The organism is Kosakonia oryziphila, assembly GCF_900094795.1.
Classification (GTDB): Bacteria; Pseudomonadota; Gammaproteobacteria; order Enterobacterales; family Enterobacteriaceae; genus Kosakonia; species Kosakonia oryziphila.
In genome coordinates this window covers 1-17538 of the sequence record NZ_FMBC01000047.1, presented here as the reverse complement: position 1 = coordinate 17538, position 17538 = coordinate 1, and the positions used below count along the sequence as shown (strand labels likewise).

17 protein-coding genes are annotated in these 17538 nt (G+C 54.0%); 5 read left to right on the top strand and 12 right to left on the bottom strand.

The features are described 5' to 3' along the window. Window positions 1-91 precede the first annotated feature (91 nt). From nirB to cysG, 3 genes are all read left to right on the top strand, one after another. Window positions 92-2635, top strand: coding sequence for a nitrite reductase large subunit NirB (gene nirB, locus GA0061070_RS19075; RefSeq protein ID WP_090137567.1), 2544 nt, complete (start codon window positions 92-94; stop codon window positions 2633-2635). Next, window positions 2632-2958 carry a nitrite reductase small subunit NirD gene (gene nirD / locus GA0061070_RS19070; protein WP_090137566.1) on the top strand — a complete coding sequence of 109 codons (327 nt, stop codon included), beginning with the start codon at window positions 2632-2634 and terminating at the stop codon, window positions 2956-2958. Before nirB ends, nirD begins: the two co-directional genes overlap by 4 nt. 106 nt (window positions 2959-3064) lie before the next feature. Next, entirely contained in the window at window positions 3065-4429 is a 1365-nt protein-coding gene (gene cysG / locus GA0061070_RS19065) for a siroheme synthase CysG (protein ID WP_090137565.1), read from the top strand. Window positions 4430-4486: 57 nt separating this feature from the next. Here cysG and trpS read toward each other — a convergent pair whose 3' ends face one another. From trpS to GA0061070_RS19000, 12 genes are all read right to left on the bottom strand, one after another. After that, window positions 4487-5491 carry a tryptophan--tRNA ligase gene (gene trpS / locus GA0061070_RS19060; RefSeq protein ID WP_090137564.1) on the bottom strand — a complete coding sequence of 335 codons (1005 nt, stop codon included), beginning with the start codon at window positions 5489-5491 and terminating at the stop codon, window positions 4487-4489. Next, window positions 5484-6245, bottom strand: coding sequence for a phosphoglycolate phosphatase (gph, locus tag GA0061070_RS19055; RefSeq protein WP_090137563.1), 762 nt, complete (start codon window positions 6243-6245; stop codon window positions 5484-5486). Before gph ends, trpS begins: the two co-directional genes overlap by 8 nt. Next, window positions 6238-6915 (bottom strand): ribulose-phosphate 3-epimerase, encoded by a 678-nt coding sequence (gene rpe, locus GA0061070_RS19050; protein ID WP_090137562.1) that lies wholly within the window; start codon window positions 6913-6915, stop codon window positions 6238-6240. Before rpe ends, gph begins: the two co-directional genes overlap by 8 nt. A gap of 47 nt (window positions 6916-6962) precedes the next feature. Then, window positions 6963-7784: an adenine-specific DNA-methyltransferase gene (gene dam / locus GA0061070_RS19045; protein WP_090137561.1), complete on the bottom strand. Its 822-nt coding sequence runs from the start codon at window positions 7782-7784 to the stop codon at window positions 6963-6965. A gap of 67 nt (window positions 7785-7851) precedes the next feature. Beyond that, window positions 7852-9117, bottom strand: a complete 1266-nt coding sequence (damX, locus tag GA0061070_RS19040) for a cell division protein DamX (protein ID WP_090137560.1) — start codon at window positions 9115-9117, stop codon at window positions 7852-7854. 88 nt (window positions 9118-9205) lie between these two features. Further along, window positions 9206-10294 (bottom strand): 3-dehydroquinate synthase, encoded by a 1089-nt coding sequence (gene aroB / locus GA0061070_RS19035; protein WP_090137559.1) that lies wholly within the window; start codon window positions 10292-10294, stop codon window positions 9206-9208. Window positions 10295-10348: 54 nt separating this feature from the next. Beyond that, the gene (gene aroK / locus GA0061070_RS19030) at window positions 10349-10870 is read right to left on the bottom strand and encodes a shikimate kinase AroK (protein WP_090125684.1); all 522 of its coding nucleotides are present in this window, start codon (window positions 10868-10870) and stop codon (window positions 10349-10351) included. Between the two features lie 286 nt (window positions 10871-11156). Beyond that, the gene (hofQ, locus tag GA0061070_RS19020) at window positions 11157-12389 is read right to left on the bottom strand and encodes a DNA uptake porin HofQ (RefSeq protein WP_090137558.1); all 1233 of its coding nucleotides are present in this window, start codon (window positions 12387-12389) and stop codon (window positions 11157-11159) included. After that, the gene (locus GA0061070_RS19015; protein WP_090137585.1) at window positions 12304-12702 is read right to left on the bottom strand and encodes a HofP DNA utilization family protein; all 399 of its coding nucleotides are present in this window, start codon (window positions 12700-12702) and stop codon (window positions 12304-12306) included. Before GA0061070_RS19015 ends, hofQ begins: the two co-directional genes overlap by 86 nt. Further along, a complete protein-coding gene (locus tag GA0061070_RS19010; protein WP_244153171.1) occupies window positions 12692-13156 on the bottom strand; it encodes a HofO family protein in 465 nt (154 codons plus the stop codon). The genes GA0061070_RS19015 and GA0061070_RS19010 overlap by 11 nt, the downstream gene beginning before the upstream one ends. Further along, complete coding sequence (locus GA0061070_RS19005) at window positions 13137-13673, bottom strand: PilN domain-containing protein (protein ID WP_090137557.1); 537 nt, start codon at window positions 13671-13673, stop codon at window positions 13137-13139. The genes GA0061070_RS19010 and GA0061070_RS19005 overlap by 20 nt, the downstream gene beginning before the upstream one ends. Next, window positions 13673-14458 (bottom strand): DNA utilization protein HofM, encoded by a 786-nt coding sequence (locus GA0061070_RS19000; protein WP_090137556.1) that lies wholly within the window; start codon window positions 14456-14458, stop codon window positions 13673-13675. Before GA0061070_RS19000 ends, GA0061070_RS19005 begins: the two co-directional genes overlap by 1 nt. A gap of 119 nt (window positions 14459-14577) precedes the next feature. Between GA0061070_RS19000 and mrcA the strand changes: the two genes are divergently transcribed. After that, window positions 14578-17130: a peptidoglycan glycosyltransferase/peptidoglycan DD-transpeptidase MrcA gene (gene mrcA / locus GA0061070_RS18995; RefSeq protein WP_167353598.1), complete on the top strand. Its 2553-nt coding sequence runs from the start codon at window positions 14578-14580 to the stop codon at window positions 17128-17130. A 125-nt stretch (window positions 17131-17255) separates the two neighbouring features. After that, on the top strand, window positions 17256-17538 hold a 283-nt coding region (locus GA0061070_RS18990; protein WP_139109795.1), incomplete at its 3' end, for a transposase.

Below are 17538 nucleotides of genomic sequence, written 5' to 3'. Positions count from 1 at the left end.
GTGGTAGGCGAAGATGTATTTGATGCACATCAATAAGTGGAGGAGCTGAATCGTTAAGGTAGGAGGTAATAGAAAAGAAATCGAGGCAAAAATGAGCAAAGTCAAACTCGCTATTATCGGTAACGGCATGGTCGGCCACCGTTTTATAGAGGATCTCCTCGATAAAACCGACACCGCTCAGTTCGATATTACTGTCTTTTGTGAAGAGCCGCGTAAAGCCTACGACCGCGTCCATCTCTCTTCCTATTTTTCTCACCATACTGCCGAAGAGTTGTCGCTGGTGCGTGAAGGCTTTTATGAAAAACACGGTGTGAAAGTACTACCAGGCGAACGCGCCATCACTATCAATCGGCAGGAAAAAGTGATCCACTCCAGCGCCGGGCGCACGGTCTATTACGACAAACTGATCATGGCCACCGGCTCCTATCCGTGGATCCCGCCGATCAAAGGTTCAGAAACGCAGGACTGCTTCGTCTACCGCACCATTGAAGATTTAAACGCTATCGAAGCCTGCGCGCGTCGTAGTCGTCGTGGCGCGGTGGTCGGCGGTGGCCTGTTGGGCCTGGAAGCCGCTGGCGCGCTGAAAAACCTTGGTGTCGAAACGCATGTGATCGAATTCGCCCCGATGCTGATGGCAGAGCAGCTCGACCAGATGGGCGGTGAACAGCTGAAGCGTAAAATTGAAAGCATGGGCGTGCGAGTTCATACCAGCAAAAACACCAAAGAGATCGTGCAGGAAGGCAGCGAAGCGCGCAAAACCATGCGCTTTGCCGACGGCAGCGAGCTGGAAGTGGACTTTATCGTCTTCTCAACCGGTATCCGCCCGCGCGACAAGCTGGCAACCCAGTGCGGCCTGGAAGTCGCTCAACGTGGCGGTATCGTGATCAACGATAACTGCCAGACCTCCGATCCGAACATCTACGCCATCGGCGAATGCGCCAACTGGAATAATCGCGTGTATGGTCTGGTCGCGCCAGGTTATAAAATGGCGCAGGTCGCTGTAGACCATATTCTGGGTACGCAAAACGCCTTTGAAGGGGCAGATCTCAGCGCCAAATTGAAATTGCTCGGCGTCGATGTGGGCGGTATCGGCGATGCGCATGGTCGTACGCCGGGCGCACGTAGCTATGTTTATCTCGACGAAAGCAAAGAAGTTTACAAACGCCTGATCGTTAGCCCGGATAACAAAACTCTGCTCGGCGCGGTGCTGGTGGGCGACACCAGCGATTTCGGTAACCTGCTACAACTGGTGCTCAACGTTATTGAGCTGCCAGAGAACCCGGATGCGCTGATCCTGCCTGCACATGCGTCAAGCGGCAAACCGTCAATCGGCGTCGACAAGCTACCAGACAGCGCGCAAATTTGTTCCTGCTTCGACGTCACCAAAGGCGCTCTGATCGCCGCCATCAATAAAGGCTGTCATACCGTTGCTGCGCTGAAAGCTGAAACCAAAGCTGGTACCGGCTGCGGCGGCTGTATTCCGCTGGTAACGCAAGTGCTGAACGCGGAGCTGGCAAAACAGGGTATCGAAGTCACCAACAATCTGTGCGAGCACTTTGCCTACTCGCGCCAGGAGTTGTATCACCTGATCCGCGTGGAAGGGATTAAATCCTTCGACGAGTTGCTGGCAAAATACGGTAAAGGCTACGGCTGCGAAGTGTGTAAACCGACCATTGGTTCACTGCTCGCTTCCTGCTGGAACGAGTACATCCTGAAACCGCAACATACGCCGTTGCAGGACACCAACGACAACTTCCTCGCCAATATCCAGAAAGACGGTACGTATTCAGTGATCCCACGTTCCGCAGGCGGCGAAATCACGCCGGAAGGGTTGATGGAAGTGGGCCGTATCGCCCGTGAATTCAACCTGTACACCAAAATCACCGGTTCGCAGCGTATCGGCCTGTTCGGCGCGCAAAAAGACGATCTGCCGGAAATCTGGCGGCAGCTTATCAACGCTGGTTTCGAAACGGGCCACGCGTACGCCAAGGCGCTGCGTATGGCGAAAACATGTGTCGGCTCCACCTGGTGCCGCTACGGTGTTGGCGACAGCGTCGGCTTTGGCGTCGAACTGGAGAATCGCTACAAAGGCATCCGAACACCGCACAAAATGAAATTCGGCGTTTCCGGTTGTACCCGCGAGTGTGCGGAAGCCCAAGGGAAAGATGTCGGCATTATCGCCACCGAAAAGGGCTGGAACCTCTATGTTTGTGGTAACGGAGGTATGAAACCACGCCATGCGGATCTGCTGGCTGCCGATCTCGACCGTGAAACTCTGCTGCACTACCTCGATCGCTTTATGATGTTTTACATCCGCACCGCCGACAAACTAACCCGCACCGCCTCCTGGCTGGAGAGCATGGAAGGCGGCATTGAGTACCTGAAAAGCGTGATTATCGATGACAAGCTGGGCTTTGACGCGCAACTGGAAGAAGAGATGACCCGCCTGCGTGAAGCAGTAATTTGCGAATGGACAGAAACCGTGAACACGCCTGCAGCCCAGACGCGCTTCAAACACTTTATCAACAGCGATCGCCGCGACCCGAATGTGCAAGTGGTGCCGGAACGCGAACAACATCGCCCGGCAACGCCCTATGAACGTATTCCGGTCGTGTTAGTGGAGGAAAACGCATGAGCCAGTGGAACACTATCTGCAAAATCGATGACATTATGCCTGCCACCGGTGTCTGCGCGCTGGTAAACGGCAAACAAGTCGCTGTTTTCCGCCCGCGCCATGATGAACAGGTTTTTGCCATCAGTAATATCGATCCCTTCTTTGAAGCCAGCGTACTCTCACGTGGGATTATCGCCGAACATCAGGGCGATCTGTGGGTGGCAAGCCCGCTGAAGAAACAGCGTTTCCGTCTGCGTGATGGCCTGTGTATGGAGGATGAAAGCCGTTCTGTTGCGCATTTCGACGTGCGAGTAAAAGAGAGCGAAGTCCAGGTCAAAGCCTGATTCTCCTGCGGGAGTGCAACGCTCCCGCTTCTTCAAGATTCCCTTAACTTCCGCAGTTCTCTTGCTGGTATGCTACGTTGAACAACAACAATACAGAGGTAATGTCGTGGATCATTTGCCCATTTTCTGTCAATTACGCGATCGCGCATGCCTGCTGGTTGGCGGCGGCGATATCGCCGAACGCAAAGCCCGGTTGTTGATGGACGCAGGTGCCAGACTGACCGTTAACGCACTCACGTTTACGCCGCAGTTTACCGTCTGGGCAGCAGAAGGCATGCTGACGCTGGCAGAAGGCGCATTCGAAGAAAGGTTGCTTGACGATTGTTGGCTGGCGATCGCCGCCACGGATAACGAAGCCGTTAACCAGCAGGTCAGCACAGCGGCTGAAGCACGTCGCATCTTCTGTAATGTGGTCGATGCTCCCACGCAGGCGAGTTTTATCATGCCGTCAATTATTGACCGCTCACCGCTGATGGTGGCCGTCTCCTCCGGCGGCACTTCGCCTGTACTGGCACGGTTACTGCGTGAGAAACTGGAATCGCTGCTGCCGCAACATCTCGGCCATGTTGCGCACTTTGCTGGCAAGCTACGTAGCCGTGTAAAGCGCCAGTTCGCCAGCATCGGCGAACGCCGCCGTTTCTGGGAAAAACTGTTTGTTAACGACCGGCTGGCGCAATCTCTGGCGAACCAGAATACTGCTGCGGTAGAAAAAATCACCGAACAGCTACTGGCTGAACCACTGGATAACCGGGGCGAAGTAGTATTGGTGGGCGCGGGTCCTGGCGACGCCGGATTACTGACGTTGAAAGGTTTGCAGCAAATCCAGCAGGCCGATGTGGTGGTCTACGATCGTCTGGTTTCGGATGAGATCATGAATCTGGTGCGCCGCGATGCCGATCGTATCTTTGTCGGCAAACGCGCAGGTTACCACTGCGTGCCGCAGGAAGAGATCAACCAGATCCTGCTGCGTGAAGCACAGAGCGGCAAACGCGTTGTGCGTCTGAAGGGCGGCGATCCGTTCATTTTCGGCCGCGGCGGCGAAGAGCTGGAAACCCTGTGCCATGCAGGAATTCCCTTCTCTGTTGTGCCGGGGATTACCGCAGCATCCGGCTGTTCGGCCTATTCAGGCATTCCCCTGACCCACCGCGATTATGCACAAAGCGTACGGCTGGTAACGGGTCATCTGAAAACCGGCTGCGAGCTGGACTGGGCCAACCTGGCGGCAGAAAAACAGACGCTGGTATTTTATATGGGCTTAAATCAGGCCGCCACCATCCAGGCGAAGCTCATTGAGCACGGTATGCAGGCCGATATGCCGGTCGCGCTGGTAGAGAACGGAACCTCGGTGCAGCAGCGGGTGGTGAGCGGTGATTTATCGCAACTCGGCGAGCTAGCGCAGCAGGTGGAAAGCCCGGCGCTAATTATAGTGGGTCGCGTCGTGGCGCTACGCGATAAGCTGAAGTGGTTTTAACATAAATTGCCGGATGGCGACTTCGCTCATCCGGCTATCATCAATTACGGTCATCAATTACGGTTTGGCGACAAAGCCTATCGCTTCGTAGACTTTTTTCAGCGTTTCAGAGGCGCGCGCGCTGGCTTTCTCAGACCCCTCTTTCATCACCTTCTGCAGGAAGGCCTCGTCATTGCGGTAGCGATGATAACGCTCCTGCAACTCGGTCAGCATGCCGGAAACCGCTTCCGCCACTTCGCCTTTCAGATGGCCGTACATTTTGCCTTCGAAGTGCTGTTCCAGTTGCGGAATGCTCTGGCCGGTAACGGCAGAGAGAATATCCAGCAGGTTGGAAACGCCCGCTTTGTTGGCGATATCATAACGCACAACCGGCGGTTCGTCGGAATCGGTCACCGCGCGTTTGATTTTCTTCACCACGGATTTCGGATCTTCCAGCAGGCCAATCACGTTGTTACGGTTATCGTCCGACTTGGACATTTTCTTCGTCGGCTCCAGCAGCGACATCACGCGCGCACCGGATTTCGGAATGAACGGCTCCGGCACCTTAAAGATTTCGCCGTAGATCGCGTTAAAACGCTGGGCGATATCACGGCTCAGTTCCAGATGCTGCTTCTGATCTTCCCCAACCGGCACCAGATTGGTCTGATACAGCAAAATATCTGCCGCCATCAGTACCGGATAATCAAACAGACCAGCGTTGATGTTTTCCGCATAGCGGGCGGATTTGTCTTTGAACTGCGTCATACGGCTCAACTCACCAAAATAGGTGTAGCAGTTCAGCGCCCAGCCCAACTGGGCATGTTCAGTCACATGCGACTGAACGAAAATGGTACTTTTCTGCGGATCAATACCACAGGCCAGATACAGCGCCAGCGTATCCAGCGTCGCTTTACGCAGCGTCTGCGGATCCTGACGCACGGTAATCGCGTGCTGGTCAACGATGCAATAGATACAGTGATAGTCGTCCTGCATGTTTACCCACTGACGCAGCGCACCCATATAGTTGCCAATGGTTAGTTCACCTGAGGGCTGTGCGCCACTAAAGACGATGGGCTTAGTCATTTTTCATTTCCTGATGTTCAATATGCGAAAGCCCAAATGCGGGCAGTAAGTCCTTAAAGTGATCAAAGACGAGGTCTGGTTCGCTCAGGGTGATTGCTTCGCCGTAGTTATAACCGTAAGTCAGGCCCACAGAAACACTGCCTGCCGCTTTCGCAGCCCGGATATCGTTACGCGAATCACCCACGAAAAGTAGCTCGTGAGGCTGAATATTGAGCTTTTTACACACCAGAAGCAACGGTTCCGGGTGTGGCTTTTTGTTCACCACATCGTCACCGCCAACGACAAAAGAGAAGAATTGCGCGATATCAAGCGCTTCCAGCAGCGGAGCGACAAACGGCGTCGGTTTATTGGTCACCAGCGCCAGAGGCAGGCCTTTAGCGTGCAGTGCAATCAAGGTGTCTGCCACGTCCGGGAACAGAAAACTACCTTCTTCCACCGTCTCTTCGTAATAACGGTTAAACAGCTTACGCAGCATGCGAATCTGCTCTTCCTGCGGAACATCATGATCTTCAATATCTGGCTTGCCCTGCGTCGCACGCTGAATAGCACGTTCCTGGCGCGACCAGTTGAATGCACGTTCCATCAGCACGTCCGCGCCGTTACCAATCCAGGTCACCACGCGAGCTTCACCGGCTTGAGGGAGTTCCAGCGCATACAACGCGCTGTCTACGGCGGCCGTCAACCCCGGCGCGCTATCCACCAGCGTACCATCCAGATCGAACGCTACACCTTGAATTGACTGCAATTTATCCATGACTTACCTTCGCCAGTTCGCTACGCATTTCATCAATAACCTGTTTGTAATCCGGCTTATCAAAAATCGCTGAACCTGCCACGAACATATCCGCACCAGCAGCGGCAATCTCGCCGATATTGCTGGCTTTAACCCCGCCATCGACTTCCAGACGAATATCAAAACCGGAAGCATCAATACGGCGGCGAACTTCGCGCAGTTTATCCAGCGTATGCGGAATAAAGGATTGACCACCAAAACCGGGGTTCACCGACATCAGCAGGATCACATCCAGCTTGTCCATCACATAATCGAGATAGCTCAGCGACGTTGCCGGGTTAAACACCAGCCCCGCTTTACAACCCTGCTCTTTAATCAGTTGCAGCGTGCGGTCAACGTGCTCGGAAGCTTCGGGATGAAAGGTAATGATGCTCGCACCTGCGGCAGCGAAATCCGGCACCAGGCGGTCAACCGGTTTCACCATCAAATGCACGTCGATAGGTGCGGTGATGCCGTAGTTACGCAGCGCTTTAAGCACCATCGGCCCGATAGTCAGGTTCGGTACGTAATGGTTGTCCATCACATCAAAGTGGACAACGTCGCCACCGGCGGCCAGCGCGTTGGCGGTGTCTTCACCCAGGCGAGCAAAGTCAGCCGATAAAATCGAAGGGGCAATCAAATACTGTTTCATCCGCATCTCCTTGAGAAAATAGGGTCTGGCAACGCGGCGAAAGCGGGTTAAAGTGTCGCCGGGCAATAAAGCGCCAGCAATTCATCCACCTTTTTGCGTGTGCCGCCGTTACTGCTGATACTGCGGCGCACTTTCACCACATGCAATTTTGCCTGATGATACCACTCACGCGTCAACGCGGTGTCGTGGTTGGAAATCAATACCGGGATTCGGTTCTGCACCAGGTTCTCGGCAATAGTAGCCAGGTGCGCCTGATGTTCCAGACTGAAGCTGTTTGTGTGGTACGCCGTAAAGTTTGCCGTTGCAGAAAGCGGGGCATAAGGCGGATCGCAGTAGATGACTGAATTCTCGTCAGCGCGCGCCATGCTGTCGGCGTAGGATTCGCAGTAAAAAAAGGCATTCTGCGCTTTTTCCGCGAATTGATACAACTCCACTTCCGGAAAATAGGGTTTTTTATAGCGACCGAACGGCACATTAAATTCGCCGCGCAGATTATAACGACACAGGCCGTTATAACCATGTCGGTTGAGGTACAAAAACAGCAGCGCTCGCCGGAACGGATCCTGGCACTGGTTAAATTCCTCGCGCAACTGATAGTAAATCACAGACTGATTCGTCGCAGGCATGAACAATTCCCGCGCATGCTGAACGTACTCATCAGGACGGTCTTTGACGATGTTATAGAGACTAATCAAATCGCTGTTGATATCAGCGAGGATATAGCGGGGGTATGTGGTGTTAAGAAACACCGAACCCGCGCCGACGAATGGCTCGATCAGGCATTCACCCTTCGGCAGATACCTTCCGATATCTTCCAGCAGGGGGTATTTCCCCCCTGCCCATTTCAAAAAAGCGCGATTTTTTTTCATGCTGACTGATTACTTACACTCTCTCCGGCTGTGGAAAAAGCTCCGACAGCATCCTGCGCTTTAAACATTACTTTAGATCTGCCTGAACCTGATGCAGCGGCTTGGCCCAAGGGTTCTTCGCCTGCACATCAGCGGGAAGTGTAGCAACTGCACGTTTTGCATCATCTTTTGATGCATACACGCCGCTTACCAGCACATACCACGGCTGGCCGTTACGCGTCGTCTGATAAACCACGAAGTTTTTCAGATTTTCTTTCTTCGCCCACGAATTCAGGTTGCTGTAATTTGAGGAACTACTCAGTTGCAGCGTGTAGTGGCTACCCGGAGCCGATTTCAGCTCGCCAACATTCCCGGTTGAGACGGCGTTGCTTGCAGCAGTGGCAGCCTTCGGCTGTTGTACCGGCGTAGCAGTCGCGGCCGTTGTTGCTGTCGCGGGTGCTTTCACTGGAGCGGTTACCGTAGTTTCAGTGCGTTTTGGCGGCTGGGTAACCGGTTTTGACTCGGCCTTCGCGACCGGCGCTTTAACCACCGGTTTTGGCTCAATCACCATCTGTTTACGCTCGGGACGCGTTGCAGCCGAATGACTTTCTGTCGTCTGTCGAGCATTGCCGTTATGCACCGGCGCTACTGTTGCAGGTTCTGTCGGCAGCGTAGAGCTTACCGCATTGTCAATCTGCGACTGGTTTTGCGGCTGCGACAGCGCGGTGTTCAGATCGCCCTGAACTTCTACACGTTGCTGACCAGCAGGCGTTGCAGGCGACTCACCCTGGGATGGTGTCGAGGAGATTGGCGGTAAGGTAACATCCTGCGGCGCTGGTGCATTGCCAGCAGGTTGTTGAGCAGGCGACGAGCCGGTAGCGGGCTGCGCGTTATTCGCCTGGTTAGCGGCGGCGGGGCCGCCCGCACTTCCATTGTTACCGGAGAGATCGATATTCTTCTCTGCCGGAGCATTCTGTTGATTGGCCGTGGAAGGCGCAGGGGATTTTAACGCTGAACCGATACCGATAATAAGCAATAGTAACACCAGAATGCCAATGCCCATCATCATGTACTGGCGCGAAGCAGGTTTTGCGGCATCCGTTTTCTTACGCTTGCGCGGACGACGTTCTTCACGCTCTTCGTCCAGAGCGTCGTCTCCTTCAGTATAACCCTCTTCTTCGCGCTCATCACGCGCCCGGCGGGTACGAGAAGGACGGCGGTCGTCGGCATCGAGATCAACGTCATCAAAATTGATCTGCGGTTCATCAACACGATCGGAAGATTGACGAGAACGACCAGTACGACGATCACTGGGATCGGTTTTCAGCCCGTCTTCTGGTTTGTATTCATCCATTTAACACCCCACACAAAGGCGTATGCCACAACATGCATAGCGCCCGAAGTTAAACGTCACGCAATAGGTGACCAGACCTTTCTAATAGTTACGCCTGCTGGCAATCAGCAATAGCGCCAAGTACTACGCCGTGCGACACTCCGCCGCGAACTTCACTCTTCCCTATGGCTAACGGGAGCACTAAGCGCATTTCCCCCGCCAGCACTTTTTTATCGCGCATCATATGTGGCAGATAGGCTTCCGCCGTCATTTCATGCGGTCCCTGCACTGGCAGACCAGCACGCTTGAGCAGCGTCTTGATACGCTGCGTATCTGCTTTACTGAACTGGCCAAGACGCTCAGAAGCATGCGCCGCCATCACCATGCCAGCCGCGACAGCTTCGCCATGTAGCCAGTTACCGTAGCCCATTTCCGCTTCAATAGCATGGCCGAAGGTATGCCCCAGATTCAGTAAAGCACGTAAGCCGGTTTCCCGCTCATCGGCAGCAACAACTTCGGCTTTAAGCTCACAACAACGTCGGATGCAGTATGCCATCGCCGGGCCGTCGAGACGCAGAAGCGCATCCATATTTTGTTCCAGCCAGTCAAAGAACTCACCGTCAAGAATAATGCCGTATTTGATCACTTCAGCAAGACCGGAGGAGAGTTCACGGGCGGGAAGGGTGGCAAGACAATCAAGGTCAACAACGACAGACGCAGGCTGGTAGAAGGCACCGATCATGTTTTTGCCAAGGGGGTGATTTACCGCCGTTTTACCACCAACGGAGGAATCGACCTGAGACAGAAGTGTGGTTGGAACCTGAATAAAGCGTACGCCGCGCTGATAACTGGCCGCTGCAAAACCGGTTAAATCACCGATTACGCCGCCGCCCAGAGCAACCAGTGTCGTGTCACGCCCGTGTGGTTTTTGCAACAAAGCAGTAAATACGGTATCCATCACCGCCAGGCTTTTGTACTGCTCGCCGTCGGGAAGAATCACGCTATCGACCTTCACGCCAGCCTGTTCAAGAACGTGGCGAACCTTATCAAGATAGAGCGGAGCCAATGTTTCATTAGTAACCAGCATAACCTGATCACCAGACTTCAAAGGCGAAAAGGAAGCTGGATCGTTAAACAAACCAGCCGCGATGGTAATCGGGTAACTACGTTCCCCAAGAGTGACGGTGATCCTCTCCATGACGCGACATCCACCTTAGTTGCTTAAACCCGCAGGCCTGTTATTAAGCCAGAATTAGTTGCTTTCCAGCATATGGATAATCTGGTTTGCGACCACTTTAGCACTCTGGTCGTCGGTACGAACGGTCACGTCTGCAATTTCTTCGTACAAAGGATTACGTTCGTCAGCCAGCGCCTCCAGTACTTCTCGCGGTGGCGCATCCACTTGCAGAAGCGGGCGTTTTTTATCACGTTGAGTGCGAGCCAATTGCTTTTCGATAGTGGTTTCCAGATACACCACTACTCCACGGGCGGAGAGACGATTACGGGTTTCGCGAGATTTCACAGAACCACCGCCAGTCGCCAGAACGATGCCCTGTTTTTCCGTCAGCTCATTGATGATTTTTTCTTCGCGATCACGGAAGCCTTCTTCACCTTCAACATCGAAGACCCAACCCACATCAGCTCCGGTTCGTTTCTCAATCTCTTGATCAGAATCGTAAAATTCCATATTGAGTTGTTGAGCTAACTGACGCCCAATAGTGCTTTTGCCGGCACCCATAGGCCCAACCAGAAAGATATTGCGTTTCTCTGCCATTTTTTCGGTACTACTAAGACTATTCGTTGATGATAAACCCGCTTCACAGATACCCAGCGTAGCAGGACATGAACTGAAACCTCATATGCGATAGTGCGAGAGTCAGATCGAAAATTATCTCAGTACTCCGGCTTGTTTGGCAACTGAATAAACACGTTATCCTTCATGCTGCTTGCTATACGACGGAGACCACTGACGCTCAAATCGGTACTCCTTGTAAGCTAAATCATCTCTCACGTCAAACACCTGAACCAAGTTCCGCAGAAAAAGGAGGATTACGGCAGGTTTAATGTACCGCCGCCAACCGTGGGGTAATGAATACGACCAGCTCTCGTCGTTCGCTATTCTTTCCATCCTGACGGAATAGCTGGCCAATGCCAGGCAGAGACCCAAGCCCCGGAATTTGGTTTTTATTTGTGGTGCGCTTTTGCGAAAAAATTCCACCAAGCGCCAGCGTGTCGCCGCTTTTTACCTCCACCAGTGTTTCAATTTCCTGCTTATCAATCGCCAGGGCTTCGCCTCCGGACTGTTGTAGCACCTGACCTGGCATATTCTGACTGATACGCAGCTTCAGACGAACACGTTTATCAGGCAACACCGTTGGCGTCACTTCCATCCCCAGTACTGCCTCGCGAAATTCGACCGAGGTATTATTTTCGCCGTTGGCAACCTGATAAGGAATTTCGCTTCCCTGTTTGATGCTGGCGGGCTGACGGTGGGAAGCCAGTAGACGTGGGCTGGCGATAATCTCCAACTGCTGCTTTTGCTCCAGCGCGGAAAGCTCCAGATCGAGCAAACGGGCATTAATACTGCCAATATTGAACCCCACGCGTGTACTGGCATTGGGAGCAGAGAGATCCGCAGATAACGCATTTATCTGCCCACGCGCTGTTTCGGCGCTCTGCGCCAACCCCCATTTCACGCCCAGCTCACGCAGGCTTTTTTCGTTGATGGTGACAATATGCGCCGCCAGCTCAACCTGCTCGACCGGTAAATCCATTTGCGCCACCCATTTTTCAAACGTTGCCAGCCCCTCTTTATTATCCCGGATCAGCAAGCGGTTAAGCCGCGAGTCCACGGTTATCGCGCCTTGCGGACTAAGCAATTTTCCTCCCGCTTTTGCCAGTTCTTCTGCCTCCGCATAGCGCAACACGATGCTACGCGTTTGCAGCGGGGCATTCTTTTTTTGTCGGGCGTGCCGGGCATCCTGTTCCGCCTGCTTTTGTTGCTGCCATGACGCGGAGTGAACCTGCCAGATTGTCCCTTTCTGACTGAGCGTTAATCCGGCGCTTTCCGCCACGGTTTGCAACGCCTGCCGCCAGGGGACATCGGTTAAGTGCAGCGATAACGTGCCGCTGATGTCTTTCTGGATCACCATATTTTGCTTTTCAAGCGCGGCCAGCGTCTGTAGCACCTGTGTAACCGGTACATCATCAACGATCAGTGTGACGAGCTGCGTTGTCGCTGTGCTGGCGTGATGCAGGGCGAAGAGCATAAGGCCCACTATCCATTTTTTCATTCTGAGTTCCATCTCGTTTCCAGCGCCATTGCGCCGGGATGCAATCCTTACCCGTGGAAATTTGCAGTTCATCCACGGTGATAGAAATAACGCGCCAGCCCGTTGACAATAACTCACCCACAGCGACCCGATGCCAGTGTTTATTGGCGTCACGCAATATGCCCACCATATGCTTGCCCTGAATCGTGCCGCGAAACAGCCACTGATCCAGTTGGGCGATCTTGCAGGTATCCGGCGGCGGCAGGAAGGGGTCGCGCATTCCACTCAGCAGCAGGCATAACGCACAGGCAAAAACCACGCGTTCAACGATCATCGTCATGCTCCAATTGCAGGGTAAAACGCAACAAATCAGTACCCGCTGTCAGCGAAAATGCCGGAACCTGTATGTCGCAACTGGCCAGGCGCACAAAGGTTTCTGTCACCGCTTCCCAGCGGGTTTCCAGCACCAGCTCCCCCCCATTTTTTCCAGGCTGCCAGCGGATGAGCTGCCTGTTGGTCTCCTGAAAATCCAGAGGGCTAAAAGGTTGCGCAGCGGGTAAGGACACACTTTCTGTCGGTGGGAATAATGCACGTAGTGTGCGCCACTGAGCCTGTAATGCCGCCTGTTGAGCGCTTTGCTGAATGATTAACTGTGCCTGCGCTGCATTAAGCGGGGAAATGGCTAACCACCACACCAAAAGCAAGCCGCAAAAAATGCTCAGCAGCCAGCATGCCGTACGTTGCCATGGCGGCAGCACAAACCAGAAATCAGCGTTCAGGGGCATCATCGATCTCCTTCTTAAGCTGGTAGTGAAATTGCCAGCGCCCCTGTACATCCCGCTCCATTGCACCGGTTTGTTGTAACTGAAACCCCGCGATGCCACGCAGTTGCTGCTCAAGTACAGCTAATGCCCTAACCGAACTGGCAAGGCCTGATAACGACAATTGATGTTGCTGCCAACGCAGTTGCGTCAGCCATGTGTTCTGTGGGAGATTTGCGGCCAGGCTAAGCAAACGAAGCCGCCACGCCAACGTATCCTGTCGGCGCTGCCGGCGAACCTGCTCCTTGCGCCACGCTTCCTGCCGCGCCAGCAAAGGTTCTTTAGCTGCCACCAGCGAGGCGAGCAATGTCGCATCGGCTTGCTGCCAGAGAACCCGCCCGTAAAGCTCGATAGCTACTGATGCCCGCCAAAGCACACCTGCGCCGCCTGTCAGCAGGAGGTTGGCGATAAAGACGCTCGCCCAAAGACGTACGCTGCGTCGCCGCCGGTATTGCCGCCAGGGCAGAAAATTCACGCCAGCCATCAATATCCCCTGGCGATGGCCAGCCCGAGAGCGACAGCATAGCGATCACCTACTGCCGGCAACGGCGGTTGACGTGAATGTACTACGCTCCAGCAATCGAAGCCCCCGGGTAAATCGCTGCACTGTACCATTTCATCCGCAGGTAGCCCCAACACACTGGCTAACTGAACAACGCTATCGGCATCCTCTTGCACACGCCGGCCCCAACTCTCTTTTGTTGCCCATAACCATTGCCGTTCGTCGCGCCACACCAGGCAACGGGCAGGTGGCGCGAGCCAGGGCAGTAAAGCCTGCAACGCACTGGCATCAGGCGTAATAGAAGAGAGGTGCAGCGAGAGGGCCTGCGCCATATCGAGTAGCACCGCTACGTCTTTATTCTGCGCCGCAGTCACACCATAAGTTTTCGCTGACTCATCTTCCGTAAAATCAAAGCAGAGCTCGTTTTCCGCCATTTCCAGCTCTCGCGCCATCGTCTGTGATACCCAGCGGTTAATCGCCTCTTCGCGCAGCGCAATAACCGGGCGCGGTAGCTTTTTTTGCAGAGTTTGTACGGCGGGAAAGGCTAGTCGAACACAGTGCCGTTGCGGTAAGGATTGTCGCCAGGGACGCAGCGCGACGAGAAGCGTTTCAGGTGTTTTAATACGCCCCTGAACAATCGTTCCTGCTGGTAAAGGAAAGTGCCACCAGCGGCGTAAAGCCTGACCACCACGTGTGGCGGCAAGCGCCACAATATATATACCATCTTGTTGAATATGCAGCCCAATTTGCCAGTGTCTGAATGCCATAAGTTACGATCTCCTTATCGTCTACGGGGATGACGCTATATCAATGCATCAGGGTTGCCTTTATACTACCGCGCGGTTGTTTATAAACTGCCCAAATGACTCTTAATGGGAAATCTCCAGTGAAGTTCGTAAAGTATTTATTCATCCTTGCAGTCTTTTGCATTCTGCTGGGAGCAGGCTCGATTTACGGTCTGTACAAATATATTGAGCCGCAGTTACCCGACGTCGCGACGCTCAAAGACGTCCGGTTACAGATTCCAATGCAGGTGTACAGCGCAGATGGCGAATTGATTGCACAGTATGGTGAAAAGCGCCGCATCCCGCTGACCCTGAGCCAAATTCCGCCAGAACTGGTAAAAGCGTTTATCGCTACTGAAGATAGCCGTTTTTATGAGCACCACGGTGTTGACCCGGTGGGGATTTTCCGTGCCGCCAGCATAGCGCTCTTCTCCGGCCATGCCTCACAGGGAGCAAGTACGATTACGCAGCAGTTAGCGCGTAACTTCTTCCTGAGCCCGGAACGCACCATGATGCGTAAAATCAAAGAGGTGTTCCTGGCGATCCGTATTGAGCAGTTGTTAAGCAAAGACGAGATCCTTGAGCTTTACCTCAACAAAATCTACCTCGGCTATCGCGCTTATGGCGTGGGCGCTGCGGCGCAGGTTTATTTTGGTAAGTCAGTTGATCAACTGACGCTAAGTGAGATGGCGGTGATTGCCGGTTTACCGAAAGCGCCATCTACTTTTAATCCACTCTATTCGCTTGAACGGGCAACCGCACGTCGTAACGTTGTGCTGGCGCGTATGGAGAGTGAAGGTTATATCACTGAACAGCAAGCCGACCAGGCGCGCAGCGAGGCGATAGACGCAAACTACCATGCGCCGGAAATTGCTTTCTCCGCGCCTTATCTTTCCGAGATGGTACGTCAGGATATGGTCGCCCGTTATGGCGACAAAGCCTATGAGGATGGCTACCGCGTCTACACCACCATTACGCGTAAAGTGCAGCAGGCTGCGCAGACTGCCGTACGCAATAACGTGATGGATTACGACATGCGCCACGGCTATCGCGGTCCGTCGAATGTGTTGTGGAAAATCGGTGAAGCCGCATGGGACAGTAAAAAAATCACGGACTCACTGAAAACCCTGCCGACATATGGGCCACTCTCTCCGGCGGTCGTCACCAGCGCAAATCCGCAAGAAGCCGTGGCGATGATGGCTGATGGTACATCGGTTTCATTGCGCATGGACGGCGTCCGCTGGGCTCGCCCTTACCGCTCTGATACGCAGCAGGGCGCTACGCCACGTAAAGTGACGGATGCTATACAGGCCGGGCAGCAGATTTGGGTACGCCAGGTCGATAACGCCTGGTGGCTGGCGCAGGTGCCGGATGTAAACTCTGCGTTGGTCTCTATCAATCCGCATAATGGCGCGGTACTGGCGCTGGTCGGTGGCTTCGATTTTAACCAGAGCAAGTTTAACCGAGCGACTCAGGCGCTGCGCCAGGTGGGTTCGAACATCAAACCGTTTCTTTACACGGCGGCGATGGATAAAGGCCTGACGCTGGCAAGCATTCTTAACGATGCCCCGATTTCCCGCTGGGATGTGGGTGCGGGTTCCGACTGGCGGCCGAAGAACTCGCCGGATGAATATGCCGGTCCAATCCGTCTGCGCCAGGGGCTGGGGCAATCGAAGAACGTAGTAATGGTACGTGCGATGCGTGCGATGGGCGTCGATTATGCCGCAGAGTATTTACAGCGTTTTGGTTTCCCGGCGCAAAACATTGTGCATACCGAATCACTGGCGCTGGGCTCAGCCTCATTTACGCCGATGCAGGTTGCAAGAGGCTATTCGGTGATGGCTAACGGTGGGTTCCTGGTCGATCCGTACTACATCACGAAAATCGAAAACGATCAGGGTAACGTGCTATTTGAAGCGCACCCGAAAGTGGCGTGTGCCGATTGCGACATTCCGGTAATTTACGGCGAAACGCCGAAATCAAATGTGCTTGAAAATAAAGACATGGAAAACGTCGCCACGTCACAGGCGCAGCAGAACAGCTCAGTGCCACAGCCACAACTGGAGCAGGCAAATCAGGCGCTGGTTCAACGCAGCGGTGGCGAAGAGTATGCGCCGCATGTGATTAGCACGCCGCTGTCATTCCTGATTAAAAGCGCGCTGAACAGCAACATCTTTGGCGAACCAGGTTGGCAGGGTACGGGCTGGCGCGCGGGACGCGATCTCAAGCGTAACGATATCGGCGGTAAAACCGGTACCACCAACAGCTCGAAAGATGCCTGGTTCTCTGGTTATGGTCCGGGTGTTGTCACTTCCGTGTGGATCGGTTTTGACGATCATCGTCGCGATTTGGGGCGAACCACTGCTTCCGGAGCGATTAAAGATCAAATTTCCGGTTATGAAGGCGGGGCGAAAAGCGCCCAGCCAGCCTGGGATGCTTACATGAAAGTGGTGCTGGATGGTGTGCCGGAAGATCCGTTAACGCCGCCGCCAGGCGTGCTCACCGTCAACATCGACCGCAGCACTGGCCAGTTGGCCAGTGGTGGCAGCAGCCGTCAGGAGTACTTCATAGAAGGAACTCAGCCAACGCAGCAGGCAGTACATGAAGTGGGCACGACGATAATTGATAACGGGGAAACACACGAACTGTTCTGATAGCGCGTGAATCCAGGGAAGCAAAAAAGGGCGCAGCAGCGCCCTTTCAGACTGCTGACAAAGTCCTGGCCGTAAGGTCAGGACTTTGATCTAATAAGGTCAGTACAATTAACGGACTGACCGCCATGCTCAGAGAACCTGCCCCACAACAGTACCAGTTTGAAATGGTCACCCTTGAGGAACTCGTTCCCGAAGACCATCTGGTACGTAAAATTGATGCCACCATCGACTTTGAATTTATCCGCGATGCCGTAAAACACCTCTACTGCGCTGATAACGGCAGGCCCGCCATTGACCCGGTACGCCTGATTAAGATGATGCTGCCAGGCTATCTCTTTGGCATTCCCTCTGAACGCCGGCTGGTGAAGGAAATCCAGGTCAATACAGCGTACCGCTGGTTCCTGCGCA